Below are 20,315 nucleotides of genomic sequence, written 5' to 3' on the forward strand. Positions count from 1 at the left end.
TTAACCTAGCATTAACGTTAATAAAAAGAGTGTTAACGAAGTTTGAATTCTAAACCAATTCCACGAATACTTTCGATTGAAATTGAAGTGTCTTCTTTAAAATATTTACGTAATCTACTTATAAAAACATCCATACTTCTTCCTGAAAAGAAATCATCATTTTGCCAAACTGCTTTTAAAATTTCTTCTCTTTTTAAAAGTTGATTTTTATGTTGAAATAAAAATTGTATTAATTCTCCTTCTTTTTCAGTTAGTTGCTGAAGATTCTCATCAATTTTTAACTCTAACCTTTTGGTATTGAACTCATATTTACCAATAAGAATAATTTCATCTTCAGTAATTTTAATTGATGTTTGTTTAGTTCTTTTTAGGATATTATTCAGTCTTAAAACCAATTCATCTGCCTCAAAAGGTTTTACGATATAATCATCTGCGCCTAATTTTAGTCCTTTTAATTTATCTTCTTTCATCTTTCTTGCTGTCAAAAAAATGAAAGGAATTTCTGGGTTGATTTCTATCAGTTCTTCCGCCAAAGAAAAACCATCTAATTTTGGCATCATAACATCTAAAACACAAATATTAAAATATCCTTTTTTAAATACTTGTAATGCTTCTTCACCATCTCTTGCCCATTCCACAGAAAACCCAGACATTTCTAAATACTGCTTTAGAATGCTTCCAAAATCAGCATCATCTTCTGCTAATAAAATATGCTTATTTTCATTCATTATTTTAAAGGAATTTGAATTGTAAAATTAGTTCCTTTATCAACTTCACTCTCTACAGAAATTATTCCTTCATGCGCTTTTACAATTTCATTTGTGTAATACAAACCTAACCCTAACCCTTTTACATTATGTACTTCTCTGTTACCAACTCTGTAAAATTTATCGAATAAAAAAGGCTGTTCTTTTTTCGGAATTCCAATTCCATTATCCAAAATTGAAAGTATAAAATATTTATCAATTTTAGCAGATACATTTATTTCTAAATTCTCTTTTCCGTATTTAACCGCATTTTCTAAAATATTTAAAATAGCAGTTGTAAAATAAAACTTATCAATAGAAATCTCTTGATTTATATTGATGTTCTTCTGAATTTTAATACTTTTTGAGTCTAAAGAAACCTGAAAATCATCTACAATCATATTTAAATAATCAGAAATATTTACAACTTCTTTATTCAGTTTAATTTCTTGATATCCTAAAGAATTATTCAACACTTGGTCTATCAATTTCTGAAGTCTTATGTTTTGTCTTTCAATAGTGTTAACCGTATTTTCAATAATTTCAGGCTTCAATTTAATATCCTTATTCTTTAGCATTTTTGTAGCTAAAGTTAAAGTTGCCAAAGGTGTTTTTAATTCGTGTGTGATATTATTGACGAAATCTGTTTTAATATCTGCAATTTTCTTTTGAGTAATTAAATTTTTGATGGAATAATACAACAAACCAAAAACCAATAAAAAGATAAAAACAGAGAATAACAATAAACCCGTCATTCTACTTAAAACAATATTTTCCCAACCCTCTATATTCATTCGATCTTCAGTTTGAAACTGTAAATCGAAAGTTATTGAATTTTCTTTTCCATTAATAATTCGTTGAAAGTTATGATCCGTCATCCATAAAGAACTACTTACTTTATGACCATCTTCTATTGAAAATTTATCGCCCAATAAACGAAAAGAAGGTTTTGTTTTTGACTCAAAAATAGTATCGTTTTTAACACTATCTAATAAGATAATCTTTTTTACTTGTTTTTGAAATTTTAAGTTATAACCAATATTTTTCTTTAACAGCTCTTTGTTATACGTTTTAATGTATGCGTTATTTAAGGAATCTGTTGTTGAATTTAATTTCTCTAAAACTACTTTTTTTGTAATTTTACCAATGTAATAATCTGCTATAACATTTAGAAAATGATCTTGCCAAACATCATTCATTTTATCTAAACTTGGTGCTAAATCGTCTATTCTAGAAATAGACCTTCGAGTTTCAGAAATAAATGCATCTTTCTTTAACTTATAGGAATTGTTAATTAAATAACCTTGTACTAAAGACAATGCCAACAAGCCTAAAATAGATGCAATAATAAGAAGTCTAATTTTTTTGAGCATTTTCAAAAATAAGAAATCCTTTTTCTAATTACTCAATAACAAAAGTATTAACCTTGCGTTAACCTAAACGTAAAACAAATTTAATAAAAGAATATTTGTTATTTATCCATCTTAATAGCAACACTATTTTTAGCTTTAAGAGCTACTACAAAATTATCATCGTCTTTTCCATCTATCAAATTAAGTGCTTTTTCTAAAACATTATCGATTTGAATATCAGTTTGTACTACATTATAACTTGGCACAAAATCTTCCCTTAACAAACCATTTACATGGTACAATTTATCTGTAGAAACCGAATAACTATATTTACTATTTTTAAAAGAATAGTTAGTCGTAGAACCTGCAAATTTCCCCATTTCTGAACCCACTATTTTTGCTCTATTCATTCCATCTAAACCAATTGCTAAACCTTCAGCTACATCACCTGTCCATTTTCCTACCAAAACAATTACTGGTTTATTATAATATATTCCTCTAGGGCTTACATATTCTAATGAAGTTTTTATTATTTCTGGATTGTTGCCATATTTTTCTTTAGATATCTGCTTTTGATAAGGCATTTCTTTATTAATAAACCTACTCATTATAGCATTTGTTACATAAGAGTTTCCACCATCTATTGTATTTCTTAAATCTAATACTAATGCTTTGGTATTTATAAGAGAATTTAATTCTTTATCGAATTGTTTAATCAAGTTATTTTTCCCTAAAGAATTATTAATTCTAATAACGCCAACGTCATTTTTTTTATTAGTAGTTAAAAGAGTACGTTCTTTCTTAATTTTAATATTATCTACATTTAAACTAATTTTTCTATCATCTGTTAGCCTTAATGTCAACACTCTAGACTCATTATATCTTCCAGAAATAATTTTATTGGCAATCCATTCTCTTACTTCAGGTAAATTTTTATTTACACATTGTGTAGGAAAAGCATCAATAACTTTATTGAATTTTTTACTATTAAAGTTTAAGACTTCAGCGTCAATAATATTACTACCATAATCTTTCATTTGTGAAGACCATATATTTTTGACATAAAATTTATTGTCCTTTAATGCTAGGTAAATTGGTGAATGTAAGCGAAAAGAAGATTTTGTTTTGGTATTTAACATTAAGTGACTATCATAAAACTCATCTAATAAATACTCAAAAAAAAGTACTTTTTCTTGATTTGTTTTCACCTTACCAATAACTGCTGAATATTTTTCTTTTACACACTCGAAATCGGTTTTTTTATCTTTTAAATAAATATAATTATCAGATAAACTTTGAATGATTTGACCAAAATCTTGATTTAATTTATAAGTCTGTACATTATTACTTTGCGCAAAACTTGTACAACAAATTAAAATTAATAGGTAGGTTAGGTAGTTTTTCATTTTTTAGTTTTGAATTATTACTCGTAAACTTTATTACAAATGATATTTTACATCACTAAATTATAAATTTTAACATTTCAATAGACAAACAGAAACCACACTTATTAACAAATTGTTAATAAGTGTGGTTTCTGTTTGTTAATAAAAAAAGCGTAAAACTAAATTTAGTTTTACGCTTTTAATTTCTTAAGCCCAATCTTTAGGGTTTGCTAATATTTTTAATAATCTATCTTCTTCAGAACCTTCTTCTGGCTGATGATTATACCTCCATTGTACTATTGGTGGTAGACTCATAAGAATACTCTCAATTCTACCATTAGTTTTTAACCCAAATAAAGTTCCTCTATCATGCACTAAATTAAATTCTACATAACGGCCTCTTCTAATTTCTTGCCAATCTTTATGTTCCTTTTTAAAAGGAATATTTTTACGGTTATTAACAATTGGAACATAGCTTTCTAAAAAACTACTCCCAATTTCGGTCACAAAATTAAATCTGTCCTCAATGGAGTATTCTTTTGTTTCTTTCTGATAATCAAAGAATAAACCTCCAATTCCTCTTGCTTCGTTTCTGTGAGAGTTCCAAAAATATTCATCACATACTTTTTTAAACTTCGGATAAAATTCTGAATTATGTTTATCACATGCATCTTTACAAGTTTGATGAAAATGGATTGCATCTTCATCAAATAAATAATAAGGTGTTAAATCTTGACCACCACCAAACCATTGTGTTACAATATTTCCTTTATCATCATACATTTCAAAATAGCGCCAATTTGCGTGTACAGTTGGTACAAAAGGATTTGTAGGATGCAAAACTAAACTTAAACCACAAGCAAAAAAATTACCTTCCTTTACTTTAAATTGATTTCTTAAAGCTTCTGGCAATTCTCCAAAAACTTTTGAAATATTTACACCACCTTTTTCAAAAACACCTCCATTTTCAATAACACGCGTTCTTCCACCACCACCTTCTTCCCGTTTCCAGAGGTCTTCTTGAAATTTAGTTTCACCGTCTACCTCTTCTAATTTAGAAGTAATTATGTCTTGTAAGTTTTCTATGTATTTATAAAACTGATCTTTCATTTTCTTTATTTAATAAAACTACTGTCTTTACTGAAGCAGCAGTTACAGAAAGTGGTAAAACGATTATAATTCCTAAAATAGGAATTAACAAACAGAGCATGAAAACAATTCCATTTCCTATTGAAGTTCCTTTATTTCTACCAACAAAATTGATGCTCTCTTTATAGTTTAAATGTCTCTCTAACGTATAATCCATATTTCCGAAACCTGCATAATACGCTTGTACTAAAAACAATAAAATAGTAGAAAATATATTTACAACAGGAATAAATTTCAAAAAGAGAATAGGAATAGAAATTAATAACTCTTTTCCTAAATTTCTGATATTTATTCTAATTCCTCTCCACAACTGTTCTTGAAAAGTAGTTTTTCTATGTTGATGTTTTAAATCTCCATTGATATGTATTTCTATTTTCTCCGAAACTGCACTCATAAAAGGAGCTGATAATGCTAATACAATATGTTTATAAAGTATTAAACCAATCACCAAAACAAAAATGGCTCCAATAACAGATGCAAAAGTTGTAAATGCTTCTTTCCCCCAATCCCAAATCCAGATTTTTGCTAGAAATTCGCCAATATTGTCTGACAATCCATAAGCGGTAAAACCTATTGTTGTTGCAGTAATTACACTAATTATAATAGGAATTGCAAAATATTTCCAGAGTTTTAATTGAGAAATTAAATTGAAAGAACCTGTGTAAGCTTTTATTGCTGAAAATATATTTTTAACCATTTTATATTACAACTTTAAATCATTGATTTATTACAATAAGAATCCTTTTCAAAATCTCTAATATTTATAGAAATAATTGGAACATCTGGAAACAAGTCATTTAATTTGGTTACAATTTCTTTAGAAAGTTTTGCTTTTTGTGCAACTGACCTTCCTTCCATAATATTTCCAAAAACATGAATAAAATCTGCCTCACCACCTTTGACTAAAGAGTATTTAAAAGGATTTAATCGAACTTTAATATCATTTTTTTCAAATAAGCCAGTAGAAAAAACTGTTTTAAAAATAGCTTCTAATACTTTTCTTGGTTCTTGAATTGCTAAAATGTTTTCTGAACAATCTAAAATAAAATGTGGCATTTTAATTTGCTTTATACTCCTTTACAGCGTCTATAAATGCTTTTGCATTGTCTAAAGGAATGTTAGGTAAAATACCATGGCCAAGATTTACAATGTATTTATCTTTCCCAAATTCATTAATCATTTGAGTTACCATCTTTTTAATTTCTGATGGTGGAGAAAACAATCTTGTTGGATCAAAATTACCTTGTAACGTAATATTTCCACCAGATAAATAACGTGCATTCCTTGCAGAACACGTCCAATCTACACCCAAAGCTGCAGCACCAGATTTTGCCATTTTATCTAAAGCAAACCAACAACCTTTACCAAATGCAATTACTGGAATTTCATCCTTTAAAGCGTCTATTATTTGTTGAATATATTGCCAGGAAAATTCTTGATAATCTACTGGTGATAACATACCGCCCCAAGAATCAAAAACTTGAACAGCATTTACTCCTGCAGCTACTTTTGCTTTTAAATAGGCAATTGTTGTATCTGTAATTTTTTGCAATAATGAATGTGCAATTACAGGGTTTGTAAAGCATAATTCCTTTGCTTTATCGAAGTTTTTAGAACCTTGACCTTGCACACAATAACAAAGAATTGTCCAAGGTGAACCTGCAAAACCAATTAATGGAACTTCATCATTTAGTTTTTCTTTGGTTGCTTTAATTGCTTCCATAACATACCCTAAAGTTTCATGAACATCTGGCACAATTACACGATCTAAATCTTTTTGAGTACGAATTGGATTTGGCAAATAAGGTCCGAAATCTGGTTTCATTTGTACCTCAATATTCATAGCTTGTGGAATCACTAAAATATCTGAAAACAAAATTGCAGCATCCATTCCATACCTTCTAATTGGTTGTACTGTAATTTCAGAAGCTAATTCTGGAGTTTGACAACGTGTAAAGAAATCGTATTTCTTTTTTATTACTTGAAACTCTGGCAAATATCTTCCTGCTTGACGCATCATCCAAACTGGTGGTCTATCTACAGTTTCTCCTTTTAAAGCTCTTAAAAATAAATCGTTTTTAATCATAATCTTTATAGGTCTATAAATTTTATTTCCTTCCTTGTCTTATTAATTTTTACAATATGGTAAGGTTGTATTATTGCAGTCGTTACCATATCTAAAGGTTTTGGTCCTTTTGATTTTACTTTAATTAAAAAAGTATCTCCATCTTTTACTACTTCAATAATTTCAACTGAAAACCCTCCAGTACTTCTAACTTCATCAACAGCAACAACAATCATTTCTTTTGAAAAATCAATAGCATTTTCAAAGGTTTCAGAGACTTTATTAGTAGCATCAATTTTTGATAAAAAAGATTTCCACTCTTCATTAGAAGAAATAACAATATTCTCTTTTTTAAATCCCTTTTCACCAGCACCAAATAAATTTCCTTTTGAAAGAGAAGTAAAACCTCCTTCTTCGTTTTTAGGACAACTTACTAATAACAAGCTAAAAATAACCGTTATAATTGTTTTCATAATTTACATTTTTGAAACAGCTAACATACCTTTGTCAATTGCATCTGCTATCTTTTTAATATCCTTATCTGTTAAAGCCGATGATAAAAACCATGCTTCAAATTGACTTGGAGGTAAGAAAACTCCGCTTTTTATCATTTCCCAGAAGAAAACTCCAAACTTCTTAGTATCAGATAACTGTGCTTCTACAAAGTTGGTGACTTCACTATTTACAAAGAAAGGATTTAACATAGAACCAAATCTATTTACCGTTAAAGCTACATTGTGTTTTTTAGCTGTTTCTAATAGAATAACCTCTAAAATACTACCTATTTCTTCAAACTTTTTATATGGATTTTGTTTCTTCAATTCTGTTAAAGTTGCAATTCCACCCGCCATAGCAATCGGATTTCCACTTAATGTCCCTGCTTGATACATTCCCCCTAAAGGCGCAACTTCTTGCATAATTTCTTCTCTTGCACCGTAAGCTCCAACGGGGAAACCTCCACCAATAACTTTACCTAAACAAGTAATATCCGCTTCAACACCTAATAATTCTTGTGCTCCACCAAATTTAGAACGGAAACCTGTCATTACCTCATCTGCAATTAACAACGCTCCTTTTGTTTCTAAATAGGCTTTTAATTCAACCAAGAAATTATTTTCAGGAATTACAACGCCCATATTTCCAGCAATTGGTTCAATAATTACACCTGCAATATTATCATCATCTTCAAAGTGTTTTTTTACACTTTCTAAATCGTTAAAATTAGAAATTAATGTGTTTTTCACAGCACCTTCTGGTACTCCTTTAGAACCAGGTAAACTTAAAGTTATTAAACCTGAACCTGCAGCTACTAATAACGCATCTTGATGCCCATGATAACAACCTGCAAATTTTATAATTTTATCTTTTCCTGTAAATGCTCTTGCCAAACGAATTCCGCTTAAAACAGCTTCTGTACCAGAATTTACAAAACGCACTTTATCCATTCCTGGAAAAGCATCGCAAACTATTTTTGCTAATTTTATTTCGTTTTCAGTTGATGCACCAAAAGAATATCCTTTTTTTAATGCTTTTTCAACTGCTTTTTGCACCTTTTTATGTCTGTGACCTAAAATCATTGGCCCGTAAGAAAGTACTAAATCTACATATTTGTTTCCATCAACATCAGTTATTTTAGTTCCTTTTGCTTTTTTAATAAACAACGGATTTCCACCAACTGATGAAAATGCTCTTACCGGAGAATTTACTGCTCCAACAAGATTTACCAATCCTTTTTTATATAACTTTTCTGATTTCTTAAATTTCATAATTAATGTGTAATTGTGTATTTGTTTAATTGTGTAATTGTTCCACTTAAGGGCACAAAAAAACTCACAGTTAAACGATTAAACAGTTTAACGATTCAACAGTACTCTAGCCGCTTCCTTAGCAAAATAAGTAATAATAATATCTGCTCCTGCTCTTTTCATAGACAGTAAACTTTCCATCATTACTTTTTCGCCATCAATCCAACCTTTTTCTGCAGCTGCTTTTATCATTGAATACTCTCCGCTTACATTATAACACGCAATTGGTCTATCAAAATTATTCTTTAAATCTCTAATGATATCTAAATAAGATAACGCTGGTTTTACCATTAAAATATCGGCTCCTTCTTGGTCATCAAAAGTTGCTTCGCGCATTCCTTCATCTCTATTTGCAGAATCCATTTGATAAGTTCTTCTGTCTCCAAAACTTGGTGCAGAATCTACGGCTTCTCTAAAAGGGCCGTAAAATGCTGATGAATATTTAACAGAATATCCCATAATTGGCAAGTTTGCAAAACCTGAATTACCTAAAGATTGACGCATCATATCAATAGTTCCGTCCATCATCCCAGATGGCGCAACCATATCTGCTCCTGCTCTAGCATGAGAAATAGTTTGCTTGGCAAGATTTACCAAAGTAGCATCGTTATCAACATCATTATTATGAATAACACCACAATGTCCGTGACTTGTATATTCACAAAAACATACGTCTGTAATTACATATAAACTTGGATAGTTTTTCTTGATAAAACGGATTGCTTGTTGCATAATTCCGTTATCATTCCAAGTTTCTGTTCCTTCATCATCTTTTTTAGACGGAATACCGAATAATAAAACGGCAGGTATATTTAAAGAAACAACCTCATCTAATTCTTTAGAAATTCTATCTAAAGAATAGCGTTTAATGCCAGGCATAGAGCTTATTTCTGTTTCTATGTTTTTACCTTCTTCAATAAAAAGAGGATAGATAAAATCATCAACAGATAATTTAGTTTCACGAACTAATCTTCTAATTCCTTCTGATTTTCTTAATCTTCTACCTCTAAACATAAAAAGCCCCTGTTTCCCTGTAAAGGAGCACAATGAAAACTGTGCGGTTAATATTTATTTTCTGTTTTTAACAATCGAGCAAACTCCATTGGCATTGTGCTACTAAAAGAATACGTTCTACTCTTTCCATACGAGTGTTTCTTCCCTTTGGAAAGGTTAGGATTGGCTTGCTGTATGTGAATAATACATATTTACCAATTCTAAAACACTCTCTACATCTGGCATATTTGCAACTTCAACATCATTAAAATGTTTTCTTGCTTCAACAGCAGTAGTTTCTCCAATACAAAAAGCAACTTTATCTGTATTGTTTTCTTCTAAATAACTTTCAATTCCTGATGGGCTATAAAATAAAACACCAGAAATAGTATCATCCATTTTTACAGGGCTTAACATTGTTTTATAAACCTCAACTTCATTTTCAACAATATCATTTGCTTGTAAATATCCTGGTAAAACATCTAATCTTAAATTGCTACAGAAATAAGTAACTTCTTTAATTTCGGTTTCTTTAGAAATATATTCAGCAAGCTTTAATGCGTTTTTAGAAACGTGTGCAACTTTACCAATTCTGTTTTCGATTAACTTTTTAGTTCTTCTACCAACACAATAAATATTTTTAAAATCCATTTCATCTTTTGTGAAAGAATTTAAAAGTGCTTCTACCCCATTTTGACTTGTAATAATTACATTTTCATGCTGATTTCTCATCACTTTAGCAGGAATTCTATTAAAACGAATTTTAATGAAATCGCTATCTTTTATACCAATAGCTGGAGATAAAGTTTCTTTTTGAAGTTCAGAAAGTTTCTTTGTTGAAAACACAGAAGCTACTTTTGCAGCAACCTCTTCATCTTCTTCCATCAACTCTTTACCACCTCTATTAATTACATAATCTGCACAATCTTTTGCTAAATAATGATGACTACCTAGTTTTACAGTTTTGGTAACCGTAATTTTTTTAGAACCATCTTTTTTTAACAAAACACCTTTAAAAACTACTTCTTCAGTTCTTGCATCAACATAAGATAAAGCACCAATTGGCGCAGTACAACCACCTTCTAACAATCTTAAGAACTCACGTTCTATACCAACACAAACTTTCGTTTCATGATGATTTAATTGCTCACAAGCATCAATTACAAAGTCGTCTTTTTCTAAAGCAGCAATCATTATTGCTCCTTGTGCTGGCGCTGGAATCATCCAAGTTAACGGAATTGCTTCTGCATCTCTTAACCCTAATCTCTCTAAACCTGCACCTGCAAAAATTGCTCCATTCCAAGTTTCGCTATCAGCTAGTTTTTGTAAACGTGTGTTTACATTTCCGCGTAAACCTTCAACCTTATGCGTTGGGTAACGATCTAACCACATTGCTTTTCTACGCAAACTTCCTGTTGCTATAATACCATTTGGTTGACCAAAAAACTCTTCAGTATCTTTTAAAACCAACACATCTATATAATCTGCACGTTTTAAAACAGCAGCCTGTACAATTCCTTCTGGCAAGGCTGTTGGAACATCTTTTAAAGAATGTACCGCAATATCAATATCGCCATTTAACATAGCAATATCTAAATTTTTAGTAAAAACACCTGTAATACCCAACTCATACAACGGTTTGTCTAAAACAATATCTCCAGTAGATTTTATAGGAACTAAAACAGATTCATAACCTAATTCTTTTAATTCTTCGCGTACTTTGTTCGCTTGCCAAAGCGCCAATTGGCTATCGCGGGTTCCTATTCTTATTATTTTCTGCATGGAGTTGTATTTAAGATTGAAAAACCTTATTAATTACTTGAAGGCTCTGTGAAACAGATGTATTTTCATCTTTTAAATGTTTCACAAATTGTGTTGTTATTTTTTGAATAAAACGTGAAGTTAATATTTCTGCCTGATCTTCATCAAAATTAACTATTTTCTTTTTTTGAAAATTAATTTCATCATTTTTAATATTCTCTAAAGATAATTTTAATGCTGCAATTGCAGGCGTAAAACTTCTATGATTTAACCAACTGTTAAATTCAGTTTTATGCGTTTTTATAATTGCTTCTGCTAAAGGAACTTCTTGTTTACGTACTGCTAGAGTTTCATCAGTGATTTTAGAAAGTGCATCTACATTTACCAAAGAAACCCCCTCTAAATCTGTTACGTTTTTTGCAACATTTTCTGGCATTGATAAATCTAAAATTAACAAATCTCTATTATTAGCAATATGTTCTTTTGTTATAGTTGGTTTATCTGAACCTGTAGAAACAATTAAAACCGTGGCTTTTTTAATTTCATCAGAAAGGTTTTCTATAACAGATTTTCTTATTGAAGAATGCTCCTTTACAAATTCTGTCGTTTTTTCTTCTGTTCTATTAATTAAACAAACTTGTTTATTTTGCGTGTATTCTGCTAAATTTTTACATGTATGTTTTCCCATTTTACCCAAACCAAAAACCAAAATGTTTTTAGAATTGTAATCTGGCAAATTTTTAATGATATATTGAACTGCAGCGTAAGAAACAGAAGTTGTCCCTGAACTTAACTTTGTTTCGTTTTTAACTTTTTTACTAGCTTGTAATACGCAATTTAGTAATCTTTCTAAATATGCATTTGTAGTTTTTAGCTTTTTTGCTAATTTAAAAGATTGTCTTAACTGACCAACAATCTCATAATCTCCTAAAATCTGACTTTCTAAACCCGTACCAATGTTAAATAAATGCTGAATAGCATCTTGGTTTTTATAAACATTAGAAATGGTTGCAAATTCTTCTACAGTTCCTTCGGAAAAAGAACAAAGTAATTCTATTAATTGGTAAGGATGCTCTGCAAAACCGTTAATTTCTGTTCTATTACAGGTAGACAATATAAAAACACCAGTAAAGCCTTTTTCTTTTGCTAACTCTAGTAAAGCAACTTGATTTTCTTTAGACAAAGAAAATTTTCCACGCGTTTTTGCGTCGGCTTTTTTATAACTGACACCAATATTGTAAAAATGTTCTTCTTTAACTTCTTGCATAAACTCTAAAAGATGGTCAAAAGTAAAAACTTAAAACAATAAAAAACATCGCTAAAAGTACTATTTATAACGTTCAATGTTTTTTAGCGATATTTTAATAAATAAAATTGTAAAAATCCCTATTTTTGCAGTGAATTAAAGGATTTTGATGCTTTTTATATAGAATGATTCTAAATAAAAGAAATCCTTTTAAAAGATTTTATATGTTTAAAAATGTCGGAGAAAGTTCTTTTGAAGAAATAAACCTTGAAAATGGTTTTTATGTACTTCATTTTCAGAATGAAAGCAAAGAGGTACAAATCTTTGAAAGAGATATAGATAGCACTTTTATACAAATACACTTTTGTTTACGAGGTAATTCCAAATTTTTATTTAACACCAGTTCTTATTCCTTTGATGTTTTAGACAATAGATCTATATTACTATACAATCCTCAAAGAACACTACCTATTCATCTAGAGATACAACCTAAAACAACGCTAATATCTTTATTAATTTCAATTGAAAAGTTTCACTCGCTATTCTCTAAAGAATCTGGATATATTCCTTTTTTAAGTGATGAAAATAGTAATAAAAAATATTATGATGATACTGAAATAAAACCAACAGTATCCATTGTTTTACAACAGATAATCAACTCTAACATCAACAGTTCTATTAGAGAATTATATGTAAAAGGAAAGGTTTATGAATTGTTGAGTTTACATTTTCAACAAGAAGAAAATACAAACGGAGAATATTGTCCTTTTTTAGTAGACGAACAAAATGTTTTAAAAATTAGAAAAGCGAAAGAAATTATTATTGCTAGAATGTCTGAACCACCAAGTTTACAAGAATTAGCAAATGAAATTGGTTTAAATATTAAAAAATTAAAAGAAGGTTTTAAACAAATTTATGGAGATACTGTTTATAGCTTTTTGTTTGATTATAAAATGGAACATTCTAGAAGGTTGTTAGAAAGCAACCAATACAATGTAAATGAAGTTGGTTTAAAAGTAGGCTACAGTACTGCAAGTCATTTTATTGCAGCTTTTAAAAAGAAATTTGGCACAACCCCAAAGAAATATATGCAGAGTGTAAGCTCATCCTAACCTTCCCAAAGGAAAGAAATAGTTTGCGAAAACAAAATAATAAAAAAAAGGTTTTTTAAACACTCTCTTTTAACAAAAAAAATAACAGTAATTAACAAGTACGAGTTTCTTCCCTTTGGGAGGATTAAAATGGGCTTTATGGAACAACTTACACATTACGACATAGAAAACGATCAAAAACAATTTCCAATAACCATTGTTTGCGACGCTATTAGAACACCCGAAAATATTGGAATGTGTTTTAGAATTTCTGAAAGTTTTGGTGTGGAGAAAATTTATTTTCATGATGTTTCTCCCTCTACAGAAAACAGAATCGTTAAAAGAACAGCAAGAAATACATTAAGTCAAATTTCACATGAGTATTATACAGATTTTGAGCAAGTTATTCAGCAATTAAAAGCAGCAGGAAATACAATAATTGGTATAGAAATTACTGATAAAAGCATAAATATTCAAGATTTTAATTTTAAAAATCATGAGAAAATCGTGCTACTTTTGGGTCGCGAAAGAAACGGAATTGAAAATATAAATCTCGTAGATGAAACTATTGCAATACCTATGTTTGGCAGAAATTCATCTATGAACGTAATACATAGTTTGGCAATTACTTTGTATGAAGTTACAAATCAATTAGCCAAAATAAAAAACTAATTAAACATAAAAGTTCAATCTTAAAAACTTTGAAACTTTGAAACTTTGAAACTTTGAAACTTTGAGTAAATGAAAGGAGTATTACTAAACAATTTAGGATCACCAGATTCTACAGAAACACAAGACGTTAAAAAATATTTAGGCGAATTCTTAATGGATGAACGCGTAATTGACATTCCATATTGGAAACGTTGGTTATTGATTAACGGAATTATATTACAAACGAGGCCTAAAAAAGCTGGAGCAGCTTACAAAAAAATTTGGTGGAAAGAAGGTTCTCCTTTGGTTGTAATATCTCAAAAATTTACAGCTAAATTAATAAAAAAAGTAGACTTACCTGTAACTTTGGCAATGCGTTACGGCTCTATGTCTATGGAGAAAGGAATTAAAGAACTGGTAGATAAAGGGGTAACAGAAATCTTTTTAGCACCATTATATCCGCATTATGCAATGTCTTCTTATGAAACTGTGGTTGTAAAAGCAGAAGAAATTATTGCAGAGAAATATCCTAATGTAAAATTAGATGTTTTACCTGCTTTTTATAATGAGTCAGATTATATAAAAGCAATGAGTACCAATATTGCAAATCATTTAAAAGGGTTTGATTACGATCACATCTTGTTTTCTTATCACGGAATTCCAGAACGTCATATCATGAAGTCTGATGTTACAAAAAATCATTGTAAAATAGATGGTTCTTGTTGCGATCGTAACTCTGTTGCACACCATACTTGTTACAGACATCAATGTTTTGAAACTACTAAAGAAATTGTTAAAACATTAAACTTAAAAGAAGGTACTTACAGTAACTCTTTTCAATCTCGTTTATTAAAAGATCCTTGGTTAAAACCGTATACAGATTTCGAAATTGAGAAATTTCCATCTGAAGGGAAAAAGAAGTTAGCAGTAATTACACCAGCATTTGTTGCTGATTGTCTAGAGACTTTAGAAGAAATTGCCATGGAAGGAAAAGACGAATTCTTAAAGTTTGGCGGAACCGATTATAAACACATTCCTTGCATGAATGACAATGATGATTGGGTAGATGTTATGGTAAAATGGATTAATGATTGGAGAAATAGTTAGCAGTATTCAGTCAACAGTAATCAGTCGCAATTTGCAAGCTGTCAGTTCGAATGAATTTATGAAGAATGAATAAATTTGTATCGAGGACATTTTAAGGGCTTCTCGATACAATTTCGATGAAAAATCGAAATCACTCGAAGTGACAGAACGTTAAAAATCTCAACTTTGAAACTTTGAAACTTTGAAACTTTGAAACTTTGAAACTTTGAAACTTTGAAACTTTGAAACTTTGAAACTAAATTAAAAAAAAATGGATTTTGAATACATAAAAGCATTGCATATTATTTTTGTAGTAACTTGGTTTGCAGGTTTATTTTACATTGTTCGTTTGTTTATTTATCATGTTGAAGCGGAAAAAAAAGAAGCCCCAGCAAAAGAAATTTTACAAACGCAATACAAGTTAATGAGTAAAAGGTTGTGGTATATTATTACTTGGCCATCCGCAATTTTAGCAAGTACTTTTGCTTTTTGGATGCTATTTCAACGTCCTGGTTATCTAGAAATGCCTTGGATGCATGTAAAATTAGCATTTGTGTTGGCATTGTATTTTTATCATTATTCATGTCACAGAATATTTAACGATTTACAAAAAGATATTATTAAATACTCTGCTTTAAAACTCCGAATTTTTAATGAAATTGCTACCATTATTCTTTTTGCAGTAGTGTTTTTAGTCACTTTAAAAAGTGCTATTAATTGGGTTTGGGGAGTTGTAGGAATTATACTTTTTGGTGTAATTATGATGATGAGCATTAAACTCTACAAAAAAATTAGAGAGAAAAAATCTTGGGAAAAAGCGGAGAGAGAGGTTTTGAAGAGTGAAGAGTAGTTCACAGTCTTCAGTTAGTAATATACAGTATCTCACTGTTGACTGAAGACTGTCTACTACTAACTACCCCCTTATACTCTGTTCAAAAGGAATTCTATTTACAATAGACCTTCCTAAAGTAACTTCATCTGCATATTCTAATTCGTCACCAACAGAAATTCCACGAGCAATTGTACTTGTTGTAATTTCAAATTTTTCTATTTGTTTAAATATGTAGAAATTGGTGGTATCACCTTCCATTGTAGAACTTAATGCAAAAATTAATTCTTTAATTCCTCCATTTTCTACTTTTCTAACTAAAGAATCTATTTGTAAGTTTTGTGGACCAATACCTTCAATAGGAGAAATTTTTCCACCTAAAACATGATACAATCCATTAAATTGAGAAGTACTTTCAATAGCCATTACATCTCTTATATCTTCAACAACACAAACAATTTCAGATTTTCTTTTGGGGTTTTGGCAAATATCACACAAAACAGTATCAGAAATATTATGACATTTCTCACAGACTTTTACATCATTTCTTAAATGCAACAAAGCTTCAGATAAATATTTAGTGTTTTCTGTTGGTTGTTTTAATAAGTGTAACACCAAACGCAACGCAGTTCTCTTACCAATTCCTGGCAAACGAGAAACTTCATTTACAGCATTTTCTAATAATTTTGATGAAAAATCCATAACTGCAAAATTATGTTTTTTAGAGAAAAGAATAAAGAAAATAGAAAAAAGACTTTCTCTATCTTTTCTTTATCCATATTTCCATTACTTTTCAATATTTCTATACTCTTTTTTCTATTTTCTTTTCTCCAAAATCCTATCTTCGTAATTCAAAACTTTTAACTCGTAATTAATTCATGCAACCACTTCATATTTTATTATTAATTGTCGCTTATTTCTCTGTTTTAATGTTAATCTCATATTTTACTGGAAAAGACGATTCTAACGAAGTATTTTTTAAAGCAAAAAGAAGTTCTCCTTGGTATTTAGTTGCTTTTGGTATGATTGGCGCTTCATTATCTGGCGTAACTTTTATCTCGGTTCCAGGAATGGTAAACGGCCAACAATTTGCTTATATGCAAGGTGTTTTTGGCTTCTTTTTCGGTTATTTAATTATCGCTTTTATTTTATTACCACTTTATTATAGATTAAACATTACCTCTATTTATCAATATTTAGAACAACGTTTTGGCACTGTAAGTTATAAAACAGGTGCATTTTTCTTTCTTTTATCAAGAGTTACAGGCGCATCATTTAGATTGTTTTTAGTTGCAATTGCTATGCAATATATTGTTTTTGAAGAAATTGGTGTGCCGTTTGAAGTTACCGTAATTATTTCTATTCTCTTAATTTGGATTTATACTTTTAGAGGCGGAATTAAAACAATTGTTTGGACAGACACTTTACAAACTTTAGCAATGTTAGTTGCTGTTGGTTTATCAATCTACCTTATAAATGAAAAATTAGACTGGTCTTATGTCGAGTTTTTAAGTTCTGATGAATTTACAACAAAGGGTCAAATTTTCTTTTTTGATGACCCAAATTCTAAAACATATTTTTGGAAATATTTTATTGGCGGAATTTTCATTGCGGTTGCAATGACAGGTTTAGACCAAGATATGATGCAAAAAAATCTTACTTGTAAAAACAATAAAGAAGCTCAAAAAAACATGATTTCTATGGCTATTTTGCTAGTAGTAGTCAATTTTATATTTTTATCATTAGGCGCACTATTATTTATTTATTCAGAAAAAATAGGATTAGCAATCCCTTTTGTTGATGGAATAATGAGAACCGATTTATTATTTCCAGAAATAGCAATGAACCAAAATTTAGGTACAGGTTTGGCAATTACATTTATTATTGGGTTAATTGCTGCTGCATATTCTAGTGCAGATTCTGCATTAACATCTTTAACTACTTCTTTTTCTGTCGATTTTTTAAATATTGAAAAAAGACCGAAAGAAATACAAAAACCACTTCGTAAAAAAGTACATATTGGCGTTTCTATTTTATTAATTTTTGTTGTTATTTTATTTAATTCATTGGAAGGAAATGTGGTAGGTAACTTATTCAAATTTGCAACATTTACCTACGGTCCTTTATTAGGCTTATTTGCTTTTGGAATTCTAACAAAACATAAAATTAAAGACAAATATTCTTGGATTATTGCCTTACTTTCTATCATTTTTAGTTTTGTAATTACCTCATTACCAGAAAGTATTATTGGAAATTATCAATTTCATTGGGAAATTTTACCGCTAAATGGGTTGATTACTTTTGTTGGACTGTATTTAATTAAAAAGAAATAAGGTGAAAGAATCAATTTCTATTATTGGTAGCGGACCTTCGGCCTTGTTTTTGGCTGCTTTTTTAGATGTTGAGAAATTTGACGTTACTATTTATGAAAAAAATAAAACTGCAGGCAGAAAGTTTCTAGTTGCTGGAAAAGGCGGTTTTAATCTCACGCATTCAGAGGATATTTCTAAATTAATTGAGCGATATACTCCATCTGATTTTTTAGAAAAATCTTTGTTGAGTTTTACAAATGATGATTTCAGAAATTGGTTAAAAAAAATTGGAATTCCTACATATATTGGTAGCAGTAAAAGAGTATATCCAGAAGAAGGCATAAAACCAATTACCGTTTTAAATACTATTTTAAATCATTTAAAAGAAAAAGGAGTTGTTATTAAATACGAACATTCCTTTTCTGGTTGGAATACTGAAAACAACTTAATTATTAATGACGAAATTATTATTTCAGATTATACCGTTTTTTCTTTAGGTGGTGGAAGCTGGAAAATTACAGGTTCAGATGGTAATTGGCTAGAAACATTCCAAGAAAAAGGAGTAAATACACTTCTTTTTGAAGCTTCAAATTGTGCTTTTAAAGTTGATTGGAAACCAAATTTCATCAAGGAGAATGAAGGAAATCCTTTAAAAAACATTGAAATTTCTTGTTCAGAAAAAAAGCAAAAAGGAGAAGCCGTAATTACAAAGTTTGGTTTAGAAGGAAATGCCATTTATGGCTTAAGTCCGCAAATTAGAGCACAATTAAAAACTCATAAAAAAGCCATCATTTTTATTGATTTTAAACCAACAATCACTTTAGAAAACGTGATTACTAAAGTTAAAAACTCAAAATTTAAAAACACCACACAAATTTTAAAGAAAGAGCTAAAATTAAGTGGCTCACAAATCGATTTATTAAAAATACACCTTTCTAAAGAAGCTTATTTAGATGTAGAAATATTGTCGAAAAATATTAAAAAACTCCCTTTAGAAATAACAAGTTTAGGTGTTTTAGATGAAGCTATTTCCACCGTTGGTGGAATTGAAATAGAGGCAGTTGATAGCAATTTTCAGTTACATAAAATAGCAAATCAATTTTGTATTGGCGAAATGTTAAATTATGATGCGCCAACTGGAGGTTATCTACTGCAAGCTTGTGCAAGTTTAGGTGTCTACCTTGCAAAACACTTAAATAAAATTGAATAAAATGAGTGTTTAATAATATTCAGTATTTTACTAAAAAGAAAAGCGGTTATGAAAAAAACAATCTTCACACTATTACTATTTATTTCAATTTCAACATTTAGTCAGTTTAAAATAACTGGTTATTTTGATGCAGAAATTGGCGTTAATTATATGTTTTCTGATAAATTTCAAGCAGAATTAAGAGTAAACGATAATTTAGGCATTGAGTTTAATACGGAATTAAGTTTGCTTTATAAAGTAGTATCCAAAGAAGATTACAATCTAAATCTAGGAATTGGTGTTTCAACATTTCCTTTTCACTCAGAATATATCGATTTTTTAGAAAGTTTTTATCTTCCTTTACAAATAGAAATCACTCCTTTTAAAGAAGCCAGAAACTTTGGTTTGGTTTTAGAAAGTACGTATCATTTTTCTGATACAAAAGATGCTTCAGGTATTAGAAATTCTATAGGAATTAGATACATTTTCAATTAGAACCAATAAATTAACCCTTGTTTTTACACGATAATTTAGTTTGTTTCTAAACTTAAAAAAACGCTAACTTCGTTATCGTCTGATATAAAACATTTAAACGATTTTACATTACTTGCAAGCGGAAAAAAAGCCAGCCGCACAAATTGTACATTTGGTTTTT

General features: G+C 29.5%; 20 protein-coding genes. 7 read left to right on the forward strand and 13 right to left on the reverse strand.

What is annotated here, in order from left to right:
• Positions 1 to 32 precede the first annotated feature (32 nt).
• The 12 genes from V3V28_RS07895 to hemA all read right to left on the reverse strand — a co-directional run bounded on the left by V3V28_RS07895 (position 33) and on the right by hemA (position 12,523).
• Positions 33 to 728 carry a response regulator transcription factor gene (locus tag V3V28_RS07895; RefSeq protein ID WP_331364480.1) on the reverse strand — a complete coding sequence of 232 codons (696 nt, stop codon included), beginning with the start codon at positions 726 to 728 and terminating at the stop codon, positions 33 to 35.
• Positions 728 to 2,119 carry a sensor histidine kinase gene (locus V3V28_RS07900; protein WP_331364481.1) on the reverse strand — a complete coding sequence of 464 codons (1,392 nt, stop codon included), beginning with the start codon at positions 2,117 to 2,119 and terminating at the stop codon, positions 728 to 730. The genes V3V28_RS07895 and V3V28_RS07900 overlap by 1 nt, the downstream gene beginning before the upstream one ends.
• Positions 2,120 to 2,217: 98 nt before the next feature.
• Complete coding sequence (locus V3V28_RS07905) at positions 2,218 to 3,504, reverse strand: S41 family peptidase (RefSeq protein ID WP_331364482.1); 1,287 nt, start codon at positions 3,502 to 3,504, stop codon at positions 2,218 to 2,220.
• Positions 3,505 to 3,690: 186 nt separating this feature from the next.
• Positions 3,691 to 4,593, reverse strand: coding sequence for an oxygen-dependent coproporphyrinogen oxidase (gene hemF, locus V3V28_RS07910; RefSeq protein WP_331364483.1), 903 nt, complete (start codon positions 4,591 to 4,593; stop codon positions 3,691 to 3,693).
• Complete coding sequence (locus V3V28_RS07915; protein ID WP_331364484.1) at positions 4,574 to 5,329, reverse strand: EI24 domain-containing protein; 756 nt, start codon at positions 5,327 to 5,329, stop codon at positions 4,574 to 4,576. The genes hemF and V3V28_RS07915 overlap by 20 nt, the downstream gene beginning before the upstream one ends.
• Positions 5,330 to 5,343: 14 nt before the next feature.
• The gene (locus V3V28_RS07920) at positions 5,344 to 5,688 is read right to left on the reverse strand and encodes a 5-carboxymethyl-2-hydroxymuconate Delta-isomerase (RefSeq protein WP_331364485.1); all 345 of its coding nucleotides are present in this window, start codon (positions 5,686 to 5,688) and stop codon (positions 5,344 to 5,346) included.
• A 1-nt stretch (position 5,689) separates the two neighbouring features.
• Positions 5,690 to 6,718, reverse strand: a complete 1,029-nt coding sequence (hemE, locus tag V3V28_RS07925; RefSeq protein WP_331364486.1) for a uroporphyrinogen decarboxylase — start codon at positions 6,716 to 6,718, stop codon at positions 5,690 to 5,692.
• Positions 6,719 to 6,723: 5 nt separating this feature from the next.
• Positions 6,724 to 7,170: a protease complex subunit PrcB family protein gene (locus V3V28_RS07930; RefSeq protein ID WP_331364487.1), complete on the reverse strand. Its 447-nt coding sequence runs from the start codon at positions 7,168 to 7,170 to the stop codon at positions 6,724 to 6,726.
• A 3-nt stretch (positions 7,171 to 7,173) separates the two neighbouring features.
• Positions 7,174 to 8,463, reverse strand: a complete 1,290-nt coding sequence (gene hemL / locus V3V28_RS07935; protein ID WP_331364488.1) for a glutamate-1-semialdehyde 2,1-aminomutase — start codon at positions 8,461 to 8,463, stop codon at positions 7,174 to 7,176.
• Positions 8,464 to 8,550: 87 nt separating this feature from the next.
• Positions 8,551 to 9,516, reverse strand: a complete 966-nt coding sequence (gene hemB, locus V3V28_RS07940; protein ID WP_331364489.1) for a porphobilinogen synthase — start codon at positions 9,514 to 9,516, stop codon at positions 8,551 to 8,553.
• 156 nt (positions 9,517 to 9,672) lie between these two features.
• Entirely contained in the window at positions 9,673 to 11,277 is a 1,605-nt protein-coding gene (gene hemC / locus V3V28_RS07945) for a hydroxymethylbilane synthase (RefSeq protein WP_331364490.1), read from the reverse strand.
• Positions 11,278 to 11,287: 10 nt separating this feature from the next.
• Positions 11,288 to 12,523 (reverse strand): glutamyl-tRNA reductase, encoded by a 1,236-nt coding sequence (gene hemA / locus V3V28_RS07950; protein ID WP_331364491.1) that lies wholly within the window; start codon positions 12,521 to 12,523, stop codon positions 11,288 to 11,290.
• Positions 12,524 to 12,726: 203 nt separating this feature from the next.
• Between hemA and V3V28_RS07955 the strand changes: the two genes are divergently transcribed.
• The 4 genes from V3V28_RS07955 (at position 12,727) to V3V28_RS07970 (ending at position 16,180) form a co-directional block, all read left to right on the forward strand.
• The gene (locus V3V28_RS07955) at positions 12,727 to 13,614 is read left to right on the forward strand and encodes a helix-turn-helix domain-containing protein (protein WP_331364492.1); all 888 of its coding nucleotides are present in this window, start codon (positions 12,727 to 12,729) and stop codon (positions 13,612 to 13,614) included.
• A 138-nt stretch (positions 13,615 to 13,752) separates the two neighbouring features.
• A complete protein-coding gene (locus V3V28_RS07960; RefSeq protein WP_331364493.1) occupies positions 13,753 to 14,265 on the forward strand; it encodes a TrmH family RNA methyltransferase in 513 nt (170 codons plus the stop codon).
• Between the two features lie 69 nt (positions 14,266 to 14,334).
• Positions 14,335 to 15,351: a ferrochelatase gene (hemH, locus tag V3V28_RS07965; RefSeq protein WP_331364494.1), complete on the forward strand. Its 1,017-nt coding sequence runs from the start codon at positions 14,335 to 14,337 to the stop codon at positions 15,349 to 15,351.
• A 250-nt stretch (positions 15,352 to 15,601) separates the two neighbouring features.
• Positions 15,602 to 16,180, forward strand: a complete 579-nt coding sequence (locus tag V3V28_RS07970; RefSeq protein WP_331364495.1) for a CopD family protein — start codon at positions 15,602 to 15,604, stop codon at positions 16,178 to 16,180.
• Between the two features lie 63 nt (positions 16,181 to 16,243).
• Here the strand turns inward: V3V28_RS07970 and recR are convergent, their stop codons facing one another.
• Entirely contained in the window at positions 16,244 to 16,861 is a 618-nt protein-coding gene (recR, locus tag V3V28_RS07975) for a recombination mediator RecR (RefSeq protein ID WP_331364496.1), read from the reverse strand.
• Between the two features lie 176 nt (positions 16,862 to 17,037).
• Here recR and V3V28_RS07980 point away from each other — a divergent pair, with 176 nt between their 5' ends.
• The 3 genes from V3V28_RS07980 to V3V28_RS07990 are packed head-to-tail and all read left to right on the forward strand — an operon-like array spanning position 17,038 to position 20,155.
• Entirely contained in the window at positions 17,038 to 18,492 is a 1,455-nt protein-coding gene (locus V3V28_RS07980) for a sodium:solute symporter (RefSeq protein WP_331364497.1), read from the forward strand.
• 1 nt (position 18,493) lies between these two features.
• Entirely contained in the window at positions 18,494 to 19,681 is a 1,188-nt protein-coding gene (locus tag V3V28_RS07985) for an NAD(P)/FAD-dependent oxidoreductase (RefSeq protein ID WP_331364498.1), read from the forward strand.
• A gap of 48 nt (positions 19,682 to 19,729) precedes the next feature.
• Complete coding sequence (locus V3V28_RS07990) at positions 19,730 to 20,155, forward strand: hypothetical protein (protein WP_331364499.1); 426 nt, start codon at positions 19,730 to 19,732, stop codon at positions 20,153 to 20,155.
• Positions 20,156 to 20,315 lie beyond the last annotated feature (160 nt).

This window comes from Polaribacter sp. (genome assembly GCF_036480315.1).
Lineage (GTDB): Bacteria > Bacteroidota > Bacteroidia > Flavobacteriales > Flavobacteriaceae > Polaribacter.